At 74.4% G+C, this 16234-nt stretch carries 11 protein-coding genes and 2 pseudogenes; 5 read left to right on the top strand and 8 right to left on the bottom strand.

Annotation, left to right across the window (positions count from 1 at the left end):
• Positions 1 to 384 precede the first annotated feature (384 nt).
• The 3 genes and pseudogenes from IEY78_RS18715 (at position 385) to IEY78_RS18705 (ending at position 2540) form a co-directional block, all read left to right on the top strand.
• Entirely contained in the window at positions 385 to 1269 is an 885-nt protein-coding gene (locus IEY78_RS18715) for a glycerophosphodiester phosphodiesterase (RefSeq protein ID WP_189099734.1), read from the top strand.
• Positions 1270 to 1355: 86 nt separating this feature from the next.
• Positions 1356 to 1945: pseudogene (locus IEY78_RS18710) on the top strand (methylated-DNA--[protein]-cysteine S-methyltransferase).
• Positions 1946 to 1997: 52 nt separating this feature from the next.
• Positions 1998 to 2540 (top strand): DUF1697 domain-containing protein, encoded by a 543-nt coding sequence (locus tag IEY78_RS18705; protein ID WP_189099732.1) that lies wholly within the window; start codon positions 1998 to 2000, stop codon positions 2538 to 2540.
• A gap of 15 nt (positions 2541 to 2555) precedes the next feature.
• Here the strand turns inward: IEY78_RS18705 and IEY78_RS18700 are convergent, their stop codons facing one another.
• Positions 2556 to 3017 (bottom strand): type II toxin-antitoxin system PemK/MazF family toxin, encoded by a 462-nt coding sequence (locus IEY78_RS18700; protein WP_189099730.1) that lies wholly within the window; start codon positions 3015 to 3017, stop codon positions 2556 to 2558.
• Positions 3018 to 3153: 136 nt separating this feature from the next.
• Here IEY78_RS18700 and IEY78_RS18695 point away from each other — a divergent pair.
• Positions 3154 to 3495, top strand: a pseudogene (locus IEY78_RS18695) (WGR domain-containing protein); the annotation flags it as partial.
• A gap of 99 nt (positions 3496 to 3594) precedes the next feature.
• Here the strand turns inward: IEY78_RS18695 and IEY78_RS18690 are convergent.
• The 4 genes from IEY78_RS18690 to IEY78_RS18675 all read right to left on the bottom strand — a co-directional run bounded on the left by IEY78_RS18690 (position 3595) and on the right by IEY78_RS18675 (position 6861).
• Positions 3595 to 4233, bottom strand: coding sequence for a nucleoside/nucleotide kinase family protein (locus tag IEY78_RS18690; protein ID WP_189099728.1), 639 nt, complete (start codon positions 4231 to 4233; stop codon positions 3595 to 3597).
• 42 nt (positions 4234 to 4275) lie between these two features.
• Complete coding sequence (locus IEY78_RS18685) at positions 4276 to 4725, bottom strand: hypothetical protein (RefSeq protein WP_189099727.1); 450 nt, start codon at positions 4723 to 4725, stop codon at positions 4276 to 4278.
• Between the two features lie 99 nt (positions 4726 to 4824).
• Entirely contained in the window at positions 4825 to 5763 is a 939-nt protein-coding gene (locus IEY78_RS18680) for an IclR family transcriptional regulator domain-containing protein (RefSeq protein WP_189099725.1), read from the bottom strand.
• Positions 5764 to 5916: 153 nt separating this feature from the next.
• On the bottom strand, positions 5917 to 6861 hold the full coding sequence (locus IEY78_RS18675) for a quinone oxidoreductase family protein (RefSeq protein ID WP_189099723.1): 945 nt from the start codon (positions 6859 to 6861) through the stop codon (positions 5917 to 5919).
• Positions 6862 to 7584: 723 nt separating this feature from the next.
• Here IEY78_RS18675 and IEY78_RS18670 point away from each other — a divergent pair.
• Positions 7585 to 9192 carry an FAD-dependent oxidoreductase gene (locus tag IEY78_RS18670; RefSeq protein ID WP_189099721.1) on the top strand — a complete coding sequence of 536 codons (1608 nt, stop codon included), beginning with the start codon at positions 7585 to 7587 and terminating at the stop codon, positions 9190 to 9192.
• Between the two features lie 113 nt (positions 9193 to 9305).
• Here IEY78_RS18670 and IEY78_RS18665 read toward each other — a convergent pair whose 3' ends face one another.
• The 3 genes from IEY78_RS18665 to IEY78_RS18655 are packed head-to-tail and all read right to left on the bottom strand — an operon-like array spanning position 9306 to position 15717.
• Positions 9306 to 11273: a helicase-associated domain-containing protein gene (locus IEY78_RS18665; RefSeq protein ID WP_189099719.1), complete on the bottom strand. Its 1968-nt coding sequence runs from the start codon at positions 11271 to 11273 to the stop codon at positions 9306 to 9308.
• A 14-nt stretch (positions 11274 to 11287) separates the two neighbouring features.
• On the bottom strand, positions 11288 to 12784 hold the full coding sequence (locus IEY78_RS18660; RefSeq protein ID WP_189099717.1) for an SWIM zinc finger family protein: 1497 nt from the start codon (positions 12782 to 12784) through the stop codon (positions 11288 to 11290).
• Positions 12781 to 15717 carry an SCO1167/SCO6262 family helicase gene (locus IEY78_RS18655; protein WP_189099715.1) on the bottom strand — a complete coding sequence of 979 codons (2937 nt, stop codon included), beginning with the start codon at positions 15715 to 15717 and terminating at the stop codon, positions 12781 to 12783. The genes IEY78_RS18660 and IEY78_RS18655 overlap by 4 nt, the downstream gene beginning before the upstream one ends.
• Positions 15718 to 16234 lie beyond the last annotated feature (517 nt).

The raw sequence follows: 16234 nt of genomic DNA, 5'->3' as shown, positions 1-16234 counted from the left end.
CGCCCCGGCCGGGACCGGTCATACCGCGGACCGGTCCCGTGATCACCGGGGGCGGTCCGCGAACCGGCCGCGCCGGTCCGGCCTGCGGGGTGTTCGACCAAAACCGTTCAGAAGCACGACGGGTGACGCATCATCGGTCAAGATGCGCGGATGCCGTGGCTCCGGCAAGTTGGACGGCGTCGGGACGTACGTCCGTCGCAGGTCTGATCCGGGCAGCCTGCGGCGGCGCGACGTTCCGGAAGGGAACACCCGCCGCTTCCCGTTCAGCACCCGGCCACCGCACCACCGTCCTCCGCTCCCTCCCGGCTGCGAGCCTCTGTCCGTCCGACCCCGGTACACGTCAGTTCACGTCAGTTCACGTCCATGACGTCACGAGGAGTCCGTATGCGTATCCGCCCCGTCGCCACCGTCGCCGCCGGTGCGCTCCTGGGTCTGTCCGCGCTCGTCCTCTCCCCGGCCGCCCAGGCCGCGCCGCACGGACACCCTCCGGTGACGGTCGCCCACCGCGGTGCCGCGTCGTACGCCCCCGAGAACACGCTTGCCTCGATCGACGCCGCCGACCGGCTCGGATTCAGGTGGGTCGAGAACGATGTCCAGCGCACCAAGGACGGCGAGCTGGTCATCCTCCATGACAGCTCGCTCGCCCGGACGACCAACGTCGAGCAGGTCTATCCCGGCCGCTCCCCGTGGAACGTGTCGGACTTCACGCTCCGTGAGATCGAGAAACTGGACGCGGGCAGCTGGTTCGGCGCGAAGTTCAAGGGGGAGCAGGTGCCGACCCTCGAGGACTACATGGACGAGGTCGAGCACAACGACCAGAGCCTGCTGATGGAGCTGAAGTCCCCCGAGCTCTACCCGGGCATCGAGCGGGAGACCCTGCGGGAGCTGCGCAGCGTGGGATGGCTGAACAGCGCGCACCTCAAGGACCGGCTGGTCATCCAGAGCTTCAGCGCGGACGCCGTCAAGACGGTGCACAAGCTCCAGCCGGAGGTGAGGACGGGCTACCTCGGCAATCCGTCCGTCGCCGACCTCCCGAGGTTCGCGAAGTACTGCGACCAGATCAACCCCGTCCACACCGTGGTCACCCGGGAGTACGTGGCCGCCGTCCACGGGCTGAAGGGCCCGCACCGCCGGCCACTGGACCTGTACACCTGGACCGTCGACGACCCGGCGACCGCGGTCAAGGTCGCCGGCCTGGGCGTCGACGGCATCATCAGCAACAAGCCCGACGTGGTGCGGGCCGCCGTGGGAGGCGATGAGGACGACTGACGTCCGGGAGGGCGGGAGGCGGGGCCGGCGGCCGGCGCCGGTCCGCTCCCGACCGCGTTGTCAGTGGTGCGTCCTACCCTGAACAGGTGACGCACGAAGAGCAGGATTCCCCGCCGGCGCCCTCGCCGGGCGCGGCACCGGAGACGGCCGGGCGCGATTGGGCCTGGGCCCGCCTGGAGACCCCCATCGGTCCGCTGCTGCTCGCCGCGACCCGCACGGGTCTGGTCCAGGTGGTCTTCCATGCCGACGCGCGCACGGCCCGCCGCGCGCTGACCCGTCTGGAGCAGCTCTTCGGCGGACCGCCGCTCCCGGCCTGCCGCATCTGGCGACGGCCGTCTCCGAGCTGTCCGCCTATTTCGACGGCCGGCTGCGGACCTTCACCGTCCCGCTGGACTGGTCGCTGTCCTCCGGGTTCTCCGCCCGTGTCCTGCGGATCCTGGCCGGCGATGTCCCCTATGGCGCCGTCGTCGGCTATCAGGATCTCGCCGACCGCGCCGGGGAGCCGGGCGCCGCCCGCGCGGTGGGCGCCGCGATGGGCTCCAACCCGCTGCCGGTGGTCGTGCCCTGCCACCGCGTCGTCGCCAGTGACGGCGGGATCGGCGGCTTCGGCGGGGGCCTGGAGACCAAGCGCCTGCTGCTGGCCCTGGAAGGTGTGCTGCCCGCGCCGCTCTTCTGATTCCGTCCGTCGTCCGCCCGCACCGGGTCCGGCTCCCACGAATGGCAGTGTCATGTCCCGTCAGATCGCTCTGCTCCGCGGCATCAACGTCGGCGGACACAACTCCTTCCCCAAGGCCGCACAGCTGGAGCTGGCCGCATCCCTGGGCCTGAAGGACGTCTCGGTCCTGCTGCAGACCGGCAACATCGTCTTCGCCGACCCCGGTACGCCGCCGGCGGAGACGGCCCGGATGCTGCACGAGCGGATCGCCGCCGATCTCGGGCTGACGGTGCCGGTCGTGGTCCGGACGGCAAAGGAGCTGGCCACCGTCGTCGCCGCGAATCCGTTCCCGCAGGCCGCAGAGGAGCCCAAGACCCTGCATGTGACGTTCCTGTCGGAGGTACCGGCCGACACCTCGCGGCTGGACGCGCTCGACCCGGCGGCGTTCGCGCCCGACCGGTACCGGCTGATCGGGCGTGAACTGTATCTGTGGTGCCCCGGTGGCATCGGGCGCTCCAAGCTCGCCGAGGCCGTGAGCCGAGCCCGCCTCGGGGTGACGGCCACCGCCCGCAACTGGAACACCGTCGGCAAGCTCCTGGCCCTAGCGGAGGCCTGATCCCGGGCGCGGCCGTCAGCGCCAGCCGTAGCGCTCGCGCAGCCGGTTGACGACGAGGTTGAAGCGGCCGCGGTCCAGTGCGCAGGCCTCGCGCCGCATCCCGTCCGGATGCACGCGCAGCACCCGGTCCACGGCCACCCAGGAGTCGCGCCCCGCGCGGTCCCACGGGCCGGTGCCGAGGGGCACCCACTCCCGGTCGTTCTGGTGCCGCTTGCTGGACAGCTGCACGGCCAGCAGCGTTCCGCCCGTCTCACGGGCGACGACCAGCACCGGACGGTCCTTGCCGCGGCCGTCGTTCTCCTCGTAGGGCACCCAGGTCCACACGATCTCCCCGGGGTCCGGGTCGCCGTCGGGGTCGGGGGCGTAGGTCATGGTCACGGTGCCGACGGAGCGCGGCAGCGCCTCCACGGTCGCGGCCGGCCCCCGGCTGCCGGGCAGCGCGTCGGATTCGTCGGGTGCGTTGAATGAAGTCGTCACCCGCTCACGCTAACCGCCGTCGCGAACGCGCTGATCAGCGGCCCGCGATGGAGGTTTCACGAGCCGTTGTCAGTGGTCGCCCGTACGGTTTTTTCAGCGGGGGACGGCCGTGGGGCTGCCCGGGGAGGGGAGCGCCATGTCCGAGGACACGACGTATCTGGAGCTGTCGCAAGAGGGCGGCGGCGCCCACACGTTCTACGAGGTGACGGTGCGGGACACGGTCGTCTTGGTGCGCTACGGGCGGATCGGCGCCGACGGCCAGCAGCAGGCCTCGACGTTCCCGACCGGCAAGAAGGCGCGGGCCGCGGCCGCCCGGAAGATCGGCGAGAAGGCCCGCAAGGGCTACGCACCGGCGGTCCAGGGGCAGCGCTCCGCCCGCCCGGTGACGCGGCGTCAGGTCTCCTCGGCGCCCTCGACGGCCCGGCCTGGAACGCAGTTCCCGCGCCATCTCCGACGGGCCGGGGCGCGGTATGCCGTCGACGATCTGGCGGCGGCCGCGGGTGGTTTCTACCGGGTGCGCGGCGAGATACGGCAGCTCGTCTGAGTCCGGGCGGGTGCCCCGGGCCGGGCCCGGCGGTCAGAGCGTCCCGTTCCAGGCCGGGCGGCGGGGGTCGTCGGCCCGTACGACGATGTCCGCCGCCTCCTCGGGCCGGGTATCGGCCTCGTAGCGCGCGTACGCCGGCAGCGTCCAGCGCTCGCTCTGCGGGGTGCGGCGGGCGAGCGCGGCGGGTGACAGCTTCAGATGCACCGAGAGATCGAAGGGAAACCAGTGACCGAGCAGCAGCGGGCCGTGCAGCAACAGGACGCCGCCGTGCGGAAGTGCGACGTATCCGCTGCGGGTCGCCCGGTCCGCGACCGGATCCCACAGATCGGGCAGCACCCGCCCGGTGCCGCCCGGGTCCAGCGGCTGGAACACCTCGCGCCACAGGGCCTGCCGGTCGAACCACTCGTCGTGGAAGGCGTCGGGATCCTCACGGCCGTATTCCAGGCGCAGCGAGGCCGGGCGCAGGAAGCCGAAGGTGCCGGCCTTGTGCACCGCCCGCCCCCGCACCCGCAGCGCCTCGGCGAGCCGGCCGGCCAGGTCGCCCGGCGCGGCCGCGGGTGCCCCGTCCACGGCCACCCGCAGCCAGGGGCTCCCGTCCTTCGCCGGCATCGCCACGAGGCGCTCGGCGAGCGCGTCGGTGAGCCGTTCCCAGGTGATCGCTTCGAGCCGCACCCCGCCATTCTGCCCGGACCCGCGGCGCGGGGGCGCCCCGTGTCAGCCCGGCAGCGGCGGGTTCGGCCCGGTGGTGAAGTCGAGGCGGGAGATCACACCGGCCTGGATCACCGGACCGTGCTGCACCCCGCCGCTGACGGTGTTGTGCACCTCCCCCACGGTTGCGCGCTCCTGCTCGGGAGCCACCTCGTCGAGCAGCGCGCGCAGTTCGGCCGCCGCGGCCGGATCCTCGCTCAGCAGCCTTCGCAGCCGCAGCCGCCAGGCCGCGGCGACCCCGGCCGCCCCGTCCTCGTCGCCTTCCTCCCGGGCCGCCGCCAGGTCGGCGCGCGAGGCCTCCAGCTCGCCGGCGAGGGCCTCCTCGTCGTTCGTGCCCCGGTGCCGGGCGAGGAAGGCGGCCATTCCGCGGCGGGCCGCCGCCCAGCCGTCGGTCGCCATCTGCTGCACCAGCGCCGTCGCCCCCGCCGTGGCGAGCGCCGCCAACTCCGGTTCCATCGGACCTCCCTGGGTGCCATCGGTCCGTCCTCGGGCGGCGGCCGCCGCGTGATCGAGGCGAACGGGTTCATGGGCGGGCCGGCGGCCCGGCCCCGTGCTTCAGGCCTGGTCCGCGGACGGCCGGGCGGCTCCGTGGCGGCTGAGGACGGCCGCCGCCTCCTTCGTCGCCTCGATGACGCCGTCGGGGGCCACCGGCATGACGGACTTGAGCTTGAGGAGCAGCACCGCTCCCATGATGGATCCGTCCCACATGATGGGCGCCGCGCAGGAGTTCCAGCCGGCCATGCACTCCTCGTACCCCAGGGCGTGGCCGAGGTCGCGGACCTCCGCGAGCGACGCGACCAGCGCGCCGTTGTCCCGGTAGACGCCCGGTCCGGCCTGGTCGGGCACGGGCTCGGCCAGCACCCGCTGCTGGAGCACCTCCGGCAGGTAGGCGAGGATCGTCCGCCCGGAGGCCCCGGTGCGCAGGGAGCGCGTCACGGACAGCACATCGCGCGGCGTCATTCCCAGCTCCGCGAGATCGGAGTCGCCGACGGCCATGTCGACGCACTGACGCTGCGCGCCGGAGAAGGGCGCCACCATGTAAAGGAACACCAGCCCCCCGTCGGTGGCCTCGCGCAGGTCGCGCAGCACGGTCTGGGCGCCGTCGAGCCGGTGGTCGAGCGCGGTGAAGGCGAGCTGGGCGGCCGAGGTCCGCAGCCGGTAGAGGCCGCGGTCCACCCGCTCGAAGATCCGCTGGTAGATGCCGGACTGCAGGATGCGGTAGACGACGGAGTCGTCCAGGCCGGTGAACTCGGCGATCTCACCGGGCCCGTGCGCGGAGCCGCCGAGTTCGGCGAACGCCGTCTGCACGAGGAAGACCCGCTCGGCATGGCCGGATCCCGACGTCCGGGAAGCCGTGGACGACGCGTTCTTGGGTACCTGGCGCGGCTTCTCGGCCTGGCCCGCGGTCCCCGGCGCCGCTGTAGTGGCGTCCGAGGCGGGGTCGGGTGCGGTGGCCGAGGCCGACGGTCCCGAGGCGGTGGTGCGTTGGCCCATGGTGTGCTCTCTCCCCTGGCAATGGTCCGCGCCCGAAGGCGCGCGGCGTGTACGGCGCGAGCCGGTCCCCCCGTCGCCCGTGGTCGCCGACGGCCGGCCCCGGCCCCGGCTCCCGCAGCCGTTCTGCCCGTCGGGCGGCGCGGGCTACCGGAATTATCGGGCGACGTCGAGCGCCAGTTTCCCGGTCGGGGTGCGGGCGGCCAGCGCGTGGTGCGCCCGCGCCGCCTCACCCAGCCCGTGGACGGCGCCGGTGAGCGGCGTGAGACTGCCGTCGATCACCGCGTCGAACAGGGCCCGCATGGACGTCTGCAGTGCCGTGCGGTCCGCGTAGAGCTGCGGCAGCCAGAAGCCCGAGACGGTGATGCTCCGCTGCATCAGCTCCCGGGTCGGCACGCTCGCCAGCTCGCCGCCCGCGAACCCGTACACGGCCAGCCGGCCGCGCGGCGCGACGGCGGCGAGGGTCCGCTCGAAGGTGGCTCCGCCGGTCATCTCCAGGGCTGCCGCGACCGGTCCGCCGGCCGCGTCCAGGATGCGTTCGGTCAGGTCCTCGGCGGTCGAGTCGACCACCGCGTGGGCACCCAACTTCTCGGCCAGTTCGCGCTTTTCCGGGGAGCCCGCGAGCCCGATGACCCTGGCCCCGGCGTGCGCGGCGAGCTGGACCGCCAGCGACCCGACACCGCCCGCCGCGGCCGGTACGACGACGGTCTCGCCCCGGGTGAGGCGCAGCGAGGTGAAGAGCAGATGCCAGGCGCTGTTGCCCTGCAGCGCCAGGGCGACGGCCTGTTCGTCGCTGACGGCGTCGGGCACGTCCCAGGTGACCCGGCGGTGCAGCAGCGCCCGCTCCGCGTAGCCGCCGCCGCGGCACAGCCCGACGACGCGCCGGGTGCCGTCCACGGTCCCCACGACCTCGTTGCCGGGAATGTACGGCAGCTCGACGGGGGCGAGGTAGGAGTCCTCCCGTACGTGCACGTCCGCGTAGTTGACGCCGGCCAGGGCGACCTCGACCAGCGAGTGGCCGCCGCGGGGCGCGGGTTCGGGCACGTCCTCGAGCCGCAGCACGTCCGGGCCGCCGAACTCTCGCATCACAATCGCGCGCACGACTCTCCCTCGGGTTCTCCACTGCGGTGCCCGCACAGGGTAGGCAGGCCGGTCGGATACCCGCGTTCATCCGATCATTTCGCGCCAACCATGAGAGGCTTCCGCCACCCCCGCTCTCCTCCTGGTGAAATTTTTCGCCCTGCTTTCTCACGACGCGAGAAAGCACCGCAGCGTTTTCCGCCCATTGCGCCGGTTTGCATCGGGTCTACCCCTCGGTACTCCCCGGGTGGCTGCCACGCGCCTCTCGTTCACACCCGGCTGTCGGATGTGATCGCCGCAGCCTACGATCCGGAAGAGTGTCCGCCGTTGACCAGATGTGACGGCTGCGTCCCCCGGGGCCGAGCGCGCTTTTCGAGGCAGTTGTGTTCGGCCGCCCCACCCGGTGACACGGGCAGGTGGTGGAGGGGGTGGCCGTGCGCGGGGCAAGGCTGGCACGGCCTGAGGGGGAATCATGATGGGGAAATCGGGGGGCGGCAGGCCGGCGTTCGCGTCGGCCTGCCGGGACCCACAACGCGCACTGCCACTTCTGCCGGCGCCGCTGCGCCTCCTGCGGACCGCGTCCGCGTCCCTGCCGTTCTCGCTGGCGGCCTCCTTCACGGCCGTCACCGACGCCGTTGTCGCCGCCGCACGCCGGCGTTCCCGTCCGTATGCGGCACCGCCGTTCCTGGAGGTGTCGCGCGCCGGCCGGGGAACCGTGCTCCGCCGCCGAGAAAGGGACTGCCCATGAACGCGTCGAGCGCTGCCGGCAGCAGCGGGCTCCAGTTCACCCACCCCTACCTCGCCGTGGTGCTCGGTGGCGGCTTCACGGGCATGCTCGCCGCCGCCACCCTCTCCCGTCACGCCGATGTCATCGTCGTCGAGCGCGAGCGGCTGCCGCGCACCCCTGCCCTGCCCACGGACCTGCCGCGGGCCCGGCATGCGCAGCTGCTGACGGGGGACGGCGCCAGGCTGGTCGAGGCGGTGCTGCCCGGCAGCATCGACCACTGGCTGGCCGAGGGGGCCCGCCGGATGCCGGTGCCGGCCGGAATCGCCGGCCGTGGCCCGGTGAACCGGTTAGGCCGGCGGCCGCATGCGCAGTATCTGCTCGCCTGCTCGCGTGATCTGCTCGACCGGGCCGTCCGCCGTCAGGTACCCGACCTGCCCGGGGTGAGCGTCCTGGACGGCACCGAAGCGCACGAACTGACCGGCACCTCGGAACACGTCACCGGCGTACGGGTGCGGGACACCACCGGTGGCGAAACGTACCGCCTCGACGCCGACCTGGTCATCGACGCCACGGGCCGTCATTCCAGCACCCCGTTCCGGCTGGCCGCGCTGGGCCTGCCCACCGTCCATGAGGACGTCTCGGACGCCGGGATCGTCTCGGCGACCCGCATCTTCCGCGCCCCGGAGGGCACGGAGAACTGCCCGGTGCTCACCGCCCGTTCCCCGCTCGTCCAGCCGGATCCCGGTCCGTTCGCGCCCCGGCGCGCGCTGCCCGGGAGGACGGCGACGCTGGTCCCGGTCGAGGGCGGCCGCTGGCTGGTGACGCTCACCGGTACCGGCGACGACCGCCCGTCCGAACACGCGGGCCGCTTCGTGCCGTTCGCCCGCAGCTGCGGCTCCCTCATCGGCGACCTCATCGCGGATGCCGAGCCGCTGAGCGAGGTGCGGCTGACCCGCGACACGGCCGACCGCCGGCGGCGCTACGAACAACTGACGTCGTGGCCCACGGGCTTCGTCGCCCTCGGTGGCGCCGTGGTCTCGCTCGCCGCCGACCGCGGTCAGGGCTTGTCGCTGGCCGCCCATGGCGCCACCGCGCTGCGCCGGGCGCTGCGCCGCCATGGGATGGACGATCCGGCGCTCGCCGTCAGGACGCAGCGGGCCGTCGGGCGCCTCGTCCAGGAACCGTGGGCCCTGGCCACCGGCGAGGCGCTCCCTTTTCCCGCTCCGGGCCGGACCGCCGTGCGCCGTACGTACATCGATGTCGTCACGCCCACCGCTCCCGCCGCCCCGTTCCTGCGGCCCTCCGCGGCGCTCGACCTGCTCCGCGGCACGGCACGGCGCCGTCCGTCGGCCGGCGCTCTCCCGGCCCGGCAGACGGCACCGAACCCGGCGGCGGAGCCCCTGGCAGCGGCGCCGGACCCCTCGCCGGCTGCCGGCTCCCGCTCGCCGGCCTCGACCGGGGCCGCTTCCCCGCTCCCGGCGCTACCGTCCGCAGCCCTCTCGGCGGCGCCCCGCCCCTCCGGTTCCGTGCCCGACCCCGGACGCCTCCCGCGCCGACTCGGCTTCACACCGACAGCGCTGCGGCGTATCGGCGGGGCGAGCAGACGGAAGCCGACCGACGACTGAGGCCGGGAAGGGCCGAGTTGGGGGCGGCTGAGGCCGGGCGGCTGAGGCCGGGCGGCTGAGGCCCAGTACGGCTGGGCCTGGGGCCGCGGGGCCGCCTCGTCCGTCGCCGGGCATTACGGTTCGCAGGCTTCCGGCTTCCGGTCCCCCGGATCCTCGGGTTCCGTCTCCCGGGGTCCCGTCTCCCGGTGTTCCGTGGGGAGTCCCAGGAGGCGGTGGGCGAGGGCGAGCGGGGCGTGGGGGTTGCGGACGGGGGCGTGGGCCGTGGTGCGGTGTGCGGGGAGGCGTTCGACGGTGGTGGCGCCGGTGTCGGATTCCAGGGCGGGTGCGTAGCCCGCGGCGCGCAGCGCGTCCAGGGTGGCGGCCGGGGGCCGGGCGCTGACCAGGACGGTCGGGGCGATCTCGCGCAGGCCGAGGGGGCGCAGCGCGCGGTGCGCGGCGAGTTCCTTGAGGAGGGTTTCGTCGTCGGAGCGGATGCAGCAGGCGGCGGGCAGCACCCGCATCCGGCCGTGGGCCCGGGCAGCGTCCTGGACGAGGTACACGAGCGGCTGCGGCAGGGTGCCGGTGACCGAGGCACGGGTGAGGTCTTCGAGGAGCGTGGTGGCGGTGTGACCGGAGTCCAGCGCGTGGCGTACGGACTGCGGGGTGAAGCGCCAGGTCACGGCGTGGCCCTCGGATTCGCGGTCGGCCGCGGAGGCGAGGAGTCCGGTGAGCGCGGTGGAGGGGCGGCCGGGTACCACGGCGGTCAGATCGGCCTGGAAATGGGCCTGTTCGAGGAGCTGGGGCAGCAGTGCGGCGAGCGGTTCGCCGAGTGACTGCGGGTCGGTGAGCAGCGCCCGGCCGAGGGGGGTGAGGGTGCCGTGGGCGGCCAGGCCCAGGTAGACGGCCTCGTGGAGGGTGTGAGCGGCGCGTTCCTCGGCCATCGGCTGGCGGGTGACGGCGAGGGGCCGGTGCCAGTCGGCCGCCCGGAGAAGGTCGGTCAACGGGCTGCGGTGGTCCGGCCCGTGCTGCGGGGGCTCGGTGAGCGGCAGCGGAGGGAGCGGGATTCCGGCGCCGAGGGGGACGGTGGCCAATGCGGCGAGGAGGGCGTGCCGGAAGGCGGGTGCGTGCCGGTCGTGCCCGCGGACGAGTGCGGTGGGGGTCTCGCCGAACGGGGTATGGGTGGGGATGTCCCACAGGTCGGACCAGGCGGCCAGGACGGGGGCGAGGCGGGCTCCGGGCGGCCGGGTGAGCCAGTCGTCGTAGGCGCCGGTGGGCAGGGCGGTGATGCCGGACGGTGTACGGGTGAGGGCGATGAGTCCGGCGGCGAGGGTGAGGTCGAGGAGGAGGCGGGTGTGCGGTTCGCCGGCACCGGCCGCCTTGGCGAGCCGTTTGATCTCCCGGACGGTCAGCCCGCCCGACTTGCGCAGGGCGGCGGGCTGCGTCGCCAGAGAGGCCAGCAGCCGCTCCACCGTCGCGTCGAGGGACGCCACGGCGGCCTGGGATTCGTCGTGCGGCGAGGTCGGCGGAACGGTTGCGGTGGGCTCTTCCGAAGTGGCGTCCGGGGCGGGCCGTGGGGCGTCCGCGAGGAACGGGCCGAGGTCGTGGGCGGCGAGGAGTTGGGGGGCGCGCGGCGGGACGACGATCGTGCCGTCGTCGGCGGGTGCGGCGAGTCCATCGTCGCAGAGGGCGTGCAGGGCGTTCTCGGCGGCGGTGCGGGTGGGGCCGGGCGAGGGGGCGCCGAGGGCGGCGAACACGTCCTGGGCCGGGACGGGTTCGCCGGCCAGATGCGCGAAGGACAGCCGGTGTGCCATCAGGGACTGGTAGTCGGCGCCCGGCGCGGGGGCGGCGGGCCCGGGGGCGGCCTGTCCGGTGCGCTCCTGGCTGAGGCGGGCGGCGGTGGCGAGCACCGTCAGCCGGGGGTGGTCGAGGTGCACCACCAGTTGGTGGAGGGTTTCGTACGACCACAAGGTGCTTGCCAGGCCGCGGAGTTCGGTGGGTGCGGGGCGGCGGGCGAGCGGCTCGGCGTGGCGGGCGAGGAGCGCGGCGAGCTGCTCGGGGGTGCGCCGGGCGAGGGATCGGGTGAGTGCGTCGAGACCTTCCACGCCGTTGAGGTTAGTCATCGCGCGACCAGGGTGGTGAGGGCGCCCACGGGGTCGGGGTCCGCGGGGCCGGCGGGCCACCAGTCGTCGGCGCCGGGTTCGGATTCGTAGGGGTACCAGCGGTGGTCGTGGCCGTAGCGGAGCTGGATGCCGCGGTCCGGGTCGGTGAGGTGGTTGTGGCGCGGGCGCAGGGACGGGAGGTCCGCGGCGAGGAGGGCGCTGCGGGCCCGGTCGAAGTCGCCGGCCGGGGGGTTCCAGGGGGTGTCGAGGAGGGCGAGGCCTTCGGGGCCGCCCTGCCGCCAGGCGGCGACGGCACGGGCCACGTCCGTGGGCGTTCGGCCGGTCGCCTCGGCGAGATCGCGGTAGAGGGCACGGGTGGTGGCGGTCAGGCCGGCGGTGGGGTGGGCGGTGGCGGTGAGCCGGATGGCGTCCTCCCAGGCGGGCAGGTCCGGGAACGGGCTGTGGAGGGCCGTTCGCCCCGCGCCGGGGCCCGGGGTGGCGGCGGAGACGCAGGCGTGGGCGCGGGCGGCGGCGTCGGCGGCCAGGAATTCGAGGGTGGCGGGGTCGAAGGGGAGTCCGTCGCCGTCCGGGAGGGCCGGCGGGCGGCCGGGCTGCGGGGGCACCGGCAGAGGTGGCGGAAGCGGCGGCCGGGGGCGGTCGGCGAGGGCCGCCCGGGCAGGGATGCCGCGCGACGAGACCTCGGCCGCCGCCGGTTGCTCCCCCGGGGCGTCGCCGGTGGCCGTCGGGGAGCCATGGGCACTGCGGGCGGCGGGCGGCTCTCCCCCGCGCCCGGACCCAGGACCGGTTCCGGGGCCGGACCCGCGCCGGTACGCGGCCGTCCGACCGTCAGTGAGGGCATGGTGCCGGACCTCTCGGGTCTCTCGGGTCTCCCGGGCGGTGAGGGCGGTGTTGCGGAGGGAAAGGGCGTCGAGGAGTTCGCGTTCGCCGCGGCCGCGCATCAGCAGCAACACGAACGGGTCGGCGTCGAGGAGCCGGGCCACCTGGAAGCAGAGCGCGGCCGCGTGCTTGCAGGGGCGGCCGTGGTCGGGGCACGAGCACCGGGGGACGAGGTCGCCCGGCCCCGGAAGGAGGCGTACCTCGCTGTCGGCCAGTGCGGGCGGAAGCGTTTTGGCCAGTAGGGCGGTGAGCCGGTCGGGGTCGGCGGCGATGGCGTCCAGGAGGCCGTCCCACTCCTGGTCGGTGAGGGTCCGGAGGCGGATTTCGGCGCTGTAGGGACGGGGGCGGCTGCCGCGGACGGTGGCGACGATCCGGCCGGGGGTGACGTTGATGGTGTCGACATGGCCGTCACGGGCGTAGGTCCGGCCGCGGGCGAGCCGGGCGCTGTCGAGGGCGGTGGTCTCCAGTGCGTCCAGCCAGGCGCTGCCCCACCAGGATTCGGCGAACAGTCCCCGGGCACCGCTGCGGGTCGGCAGGGGCGGGAAGGTGCGGGAGCGGTCCGCGCGGGCCAGCCGGTCCGCTGCGGCGGCGCGCCCGGAGGTGGATCGTGGGGTCATCCGGGCCTCCGGAGGGAGACGAGGTCGGCGAGGTCGGCGTCGGACAGTTCGGTCAGCGCGGTCTCGCCGCCGGTCAGCACCGCGTCGGCGAGCGCCCTCTTGGCGCCGAGGAGTTGGGCGATGTTGTCCTCGACGGTGCCCTCGGCGATCAGCCGGTGGACCTGGACGGGCTGGGTCTGGCCGATGCGGTAGGCGCGGTCGGTGGCCTGCTCCTCAACGGCGGGGTTCCACCAGCGGTCGTAGTGGATCACATGGCCGGCACGGGTCAGGTTCAGGCCGGTGCCTGCCGCCTTGAGCGACAGCAGGAACACGGGGACGTGGCCGGACTGGAAGCGGTCGACCATCTTCTCCCGTTCGGCGACCGGGGTGCCGCCGTGCAGCAGCTGTACGGGGATGCCGCGCCGGGTCAGATGTGCCTCCAGCAGACGGGCCATGCCCACGTACTGGGTGAAGATCAGGGTGGCGCCGCCCTCGGCGAGGATGGTGTCGAGGAGTTCGTCGAGGAGTTCGAGCTTCCCGGAGCGGGCGACGACGCCGGGGGTGGTCTCCTTGAGGTACTGCGCGGGGTGGTTGCAGATCTGTTTGAGGGCGGTGAGCAGCTTCATGACGAGGCCGCGGCGGGCCATGCCCTCGGCGGCCTCGATGTGGGAGAGGGTCTCGCGGACGACGGCCTGGTAGAGGGCGGCCTGTTCGCGCCCCAGTGCCACCGGGTGGTCCGTCTCCGTCTTGGGCGGGAGTTCGGGGGCGATGCCGGGGTCGGACTTCTTGCGGCGCAGGATGAACGGGCGCACCAGCCGGGCCAGCCGCTCGGCCGCCGCCGGGTCCTCGCCGCCCTCGACCTCACGGGCGTGCAGTGCACGGAAGGTCTTGAGGGACCCGAGGAGCCCGGGGGTGGTCCAGTCGAGGAGCGCCCACAACTCCGAGAGGTTGTTCTCCACGGGCGTGCCGGTGAGGGCGATCCGGGCGGGCGCCTTGATGCTGCGCAGCGCCTTGGCGGTCGAGGAGCGCGGGTTCTTCACGTGCTGGGCCTCGTCGGCGACGACCCATGCCCAGGGCCGGTCGGCCAGTTGGGGTGCGCTGCTGCGCATCGTCCCGTAGGTCGTCAGCACGAAGCCGCTGTCCAGGCCGTCGAGGCTGCGGCCGGGTCCGTGGAAGCGGCGTACGGGTGTGCCGGGGGCGAAGCGCTCGATCTCGCGCTGCCAGTTGCCGAGGAGGGAGGTCGGGCAGACGACGAGGACCGGCGTACGGGGCCGGCGGTGCAGATGGAGCGCGATGACGGTGATGGTCTTGCCCAGGCCCATGTCGTCGGCGAGGCAGCCGCCCAGGCCGAGCGAGGTCATGGTGTCGAGCCAGGCCGTGCCCCGTAGTTGGTAGTCGCGCAGGGTGGCGCGCAGTCCGGGCGGCTGGGGCAGGGGGCGCGCTTCGGTGGTGAGGCGGCCGCGCAGTGCGGCGAGTGCGCCCTGCGGCACCACCTCGACCTCCTCGCCGTCCACCTCCGTGGTGCCGTGGAGCGTCGCGGCGAGGGCGTCGGCCGGCTCCAGGTAGCCCAGTTCGCGCTTGCGGGCCTTGCGGACGTGACCGGGGTCGACCAGGACCCACCGGTCGCGCAATCGGACGACGGGGCGGTGCGCCTCGGCGAGGGTGTCCATTTCCGCCTCGGTCAGCGGCACCCCGTCCATCGCCACCTGCCAGCGGAACTCCAGCAGTTCGCGGGTGTCGAAGAAGCCGAAGCCGTCCGCGGCCGAACCGGGCGCCGGGCGCAGCACCGCCGCCGAGGTCAGGCCGCGGACCATCTCCCTGGGCCAGTGGACATCCACTCCGGCGGCGGTCAGACGCGGCGCGGCCGCGCCCAGCAGCTCGTACAACTCGTCCTCGCCCAGCGGCAGCACATCGGGCACCGGACGGTCCAGGAGACGGCCGAGCGGGGCCCAGACCCGGGTGGCGCGGCGCAGCGCGAGAAGGGTGTCGACGCGGGAGCGCGCCCCGAAGTGCTCGGGCCCCTCGCCCTCCCAGAGGTCCCGGGCATCGGCGACCAGGGTGGGGTCGGTCAGGCTGTGCACCTGCAAGACGGCGGCGGCCGCACTGCGCTCTTCGGCGTCGCCCGCCTCGCTCTCCTCCTGCCGGTCGAAGAGCCGGCGCGGGGAGAGGTCGAGGCGCAGCGAGAGCCGTACCCCCGCGTCGATGCCGGCCGCGGCTTCGGCGGCCCAGTCCCGTGCGGCGGGCAGGTGTTGGGGCGTCGTCGCGGCGTACGGGGCTCCGGCCACCAGTGCGGCGGCGGGGGTGCGCGGCAGGGTGTCGACGACCGCGTCCACGTAGCGCCGGACCAGGTCCGCCGGATCGTGCAGCTGTAGTGGGCGGCTACCGGGGAGGGGCACGGGACAGCCCTCGGCGGGCATGGCGGCGGCGATGGCCCGCAGGTGCGCGATGTCGTCGGGGTCGAGCGGGCCGGCGCGCCAGGCATCGGTGTCGTCGGCGGTCAGTCCGGGGAGCAGTCTGCCGCGGGCGGCGAGGTGCAGCGCGTGGAGGGTGGCTGCTCCCCAGCAGGCGGCGGCCGGATGGGCGTCCGGGTCGTGCCGGGCACGGATCAGCAGCGGAACGGCCTCGGTCAGCGGGAGCAGCACGGCGGGGACGGTGCGGCTGCGGGCGCCGTTTCCGTGGCGGCAGGCGACGGTCAGCTGCCCCGGCTCGGCGGCCCCGTCCGGCTCCGGCCCCGACGCCTCGATTCCTGTGGCGAGGCCCTCCGGGAGCGGGCCGCCGTCCGGCCGCCAGAGCGCGATCTTCCCGGCGCGCGGCGGCTGGGCGGGCAGGAAGACCGCGGCGCAGCGGACCGCGGCGGCGCCGGTCCCGCCGGCCTCCCCCGCGCCCCCGGACCAGGTCACGGGCGAGCCGTCCGGCGTCCGGGTCTCCCCCGCCGCCTGCCGCCGCCTCGTCATGCCATCCCTCACCGCTCGCCCGTTCCGTTCCGACCGCGGCGCTCCCCGAGGCTGCCGCGCCCGCCCTACTGCTGTATCCCCGACCTGCGAGTCTACGGTCGTCCGCACGGTGTCCTCCGTCCCTCCCTCGGCGCCCCGGCCCGCCCTCGCGCGCCGCGCACGGAGTGCCGGACGCACACGAAGACCAGTCGGTCTTCGGTCACGGCATCGCCTCGCCGACCGCGCAGGAGAAGGCGAATTCCTCACCTGGCTCCCGCCGCGGCCCGCGCGGGGCCGTGCCGTGCTGACGAGGTAAGCAGATGCCACTGACAACGCGACTCGACGGCGGGATGTGCGCTGCGTGTCCCGCCTACGCGCCGGCCGCCGCGCACCGCCCGTCGCGAACCGGCGGGGAGTTATCCACAGGCCTCACGAACCCTCTTGCCCTCCGCCGCAAATCCGCTACGGTGAGTGACGTCATCACTCTCAGTGATCGGTCAATCTCGACATCAATGCCCGTGCCCACGCCGGTGAGGAG

The sequence above is a fragment of the Streptomyces kronopolitis genome, from assembly GCF_014646275.1.
GTDB lineage: Bacteria > Actinomycetota > Actinomycetes > Streptomycetales > Streptomycetaceae > Streptomyces > Streptomyces kronopolitis.
The sequence above is the reverse complement of the archived record's forward strand: the minus strand, read 5'-3'. Positions and strand labels throughout refer to the sequence as shown.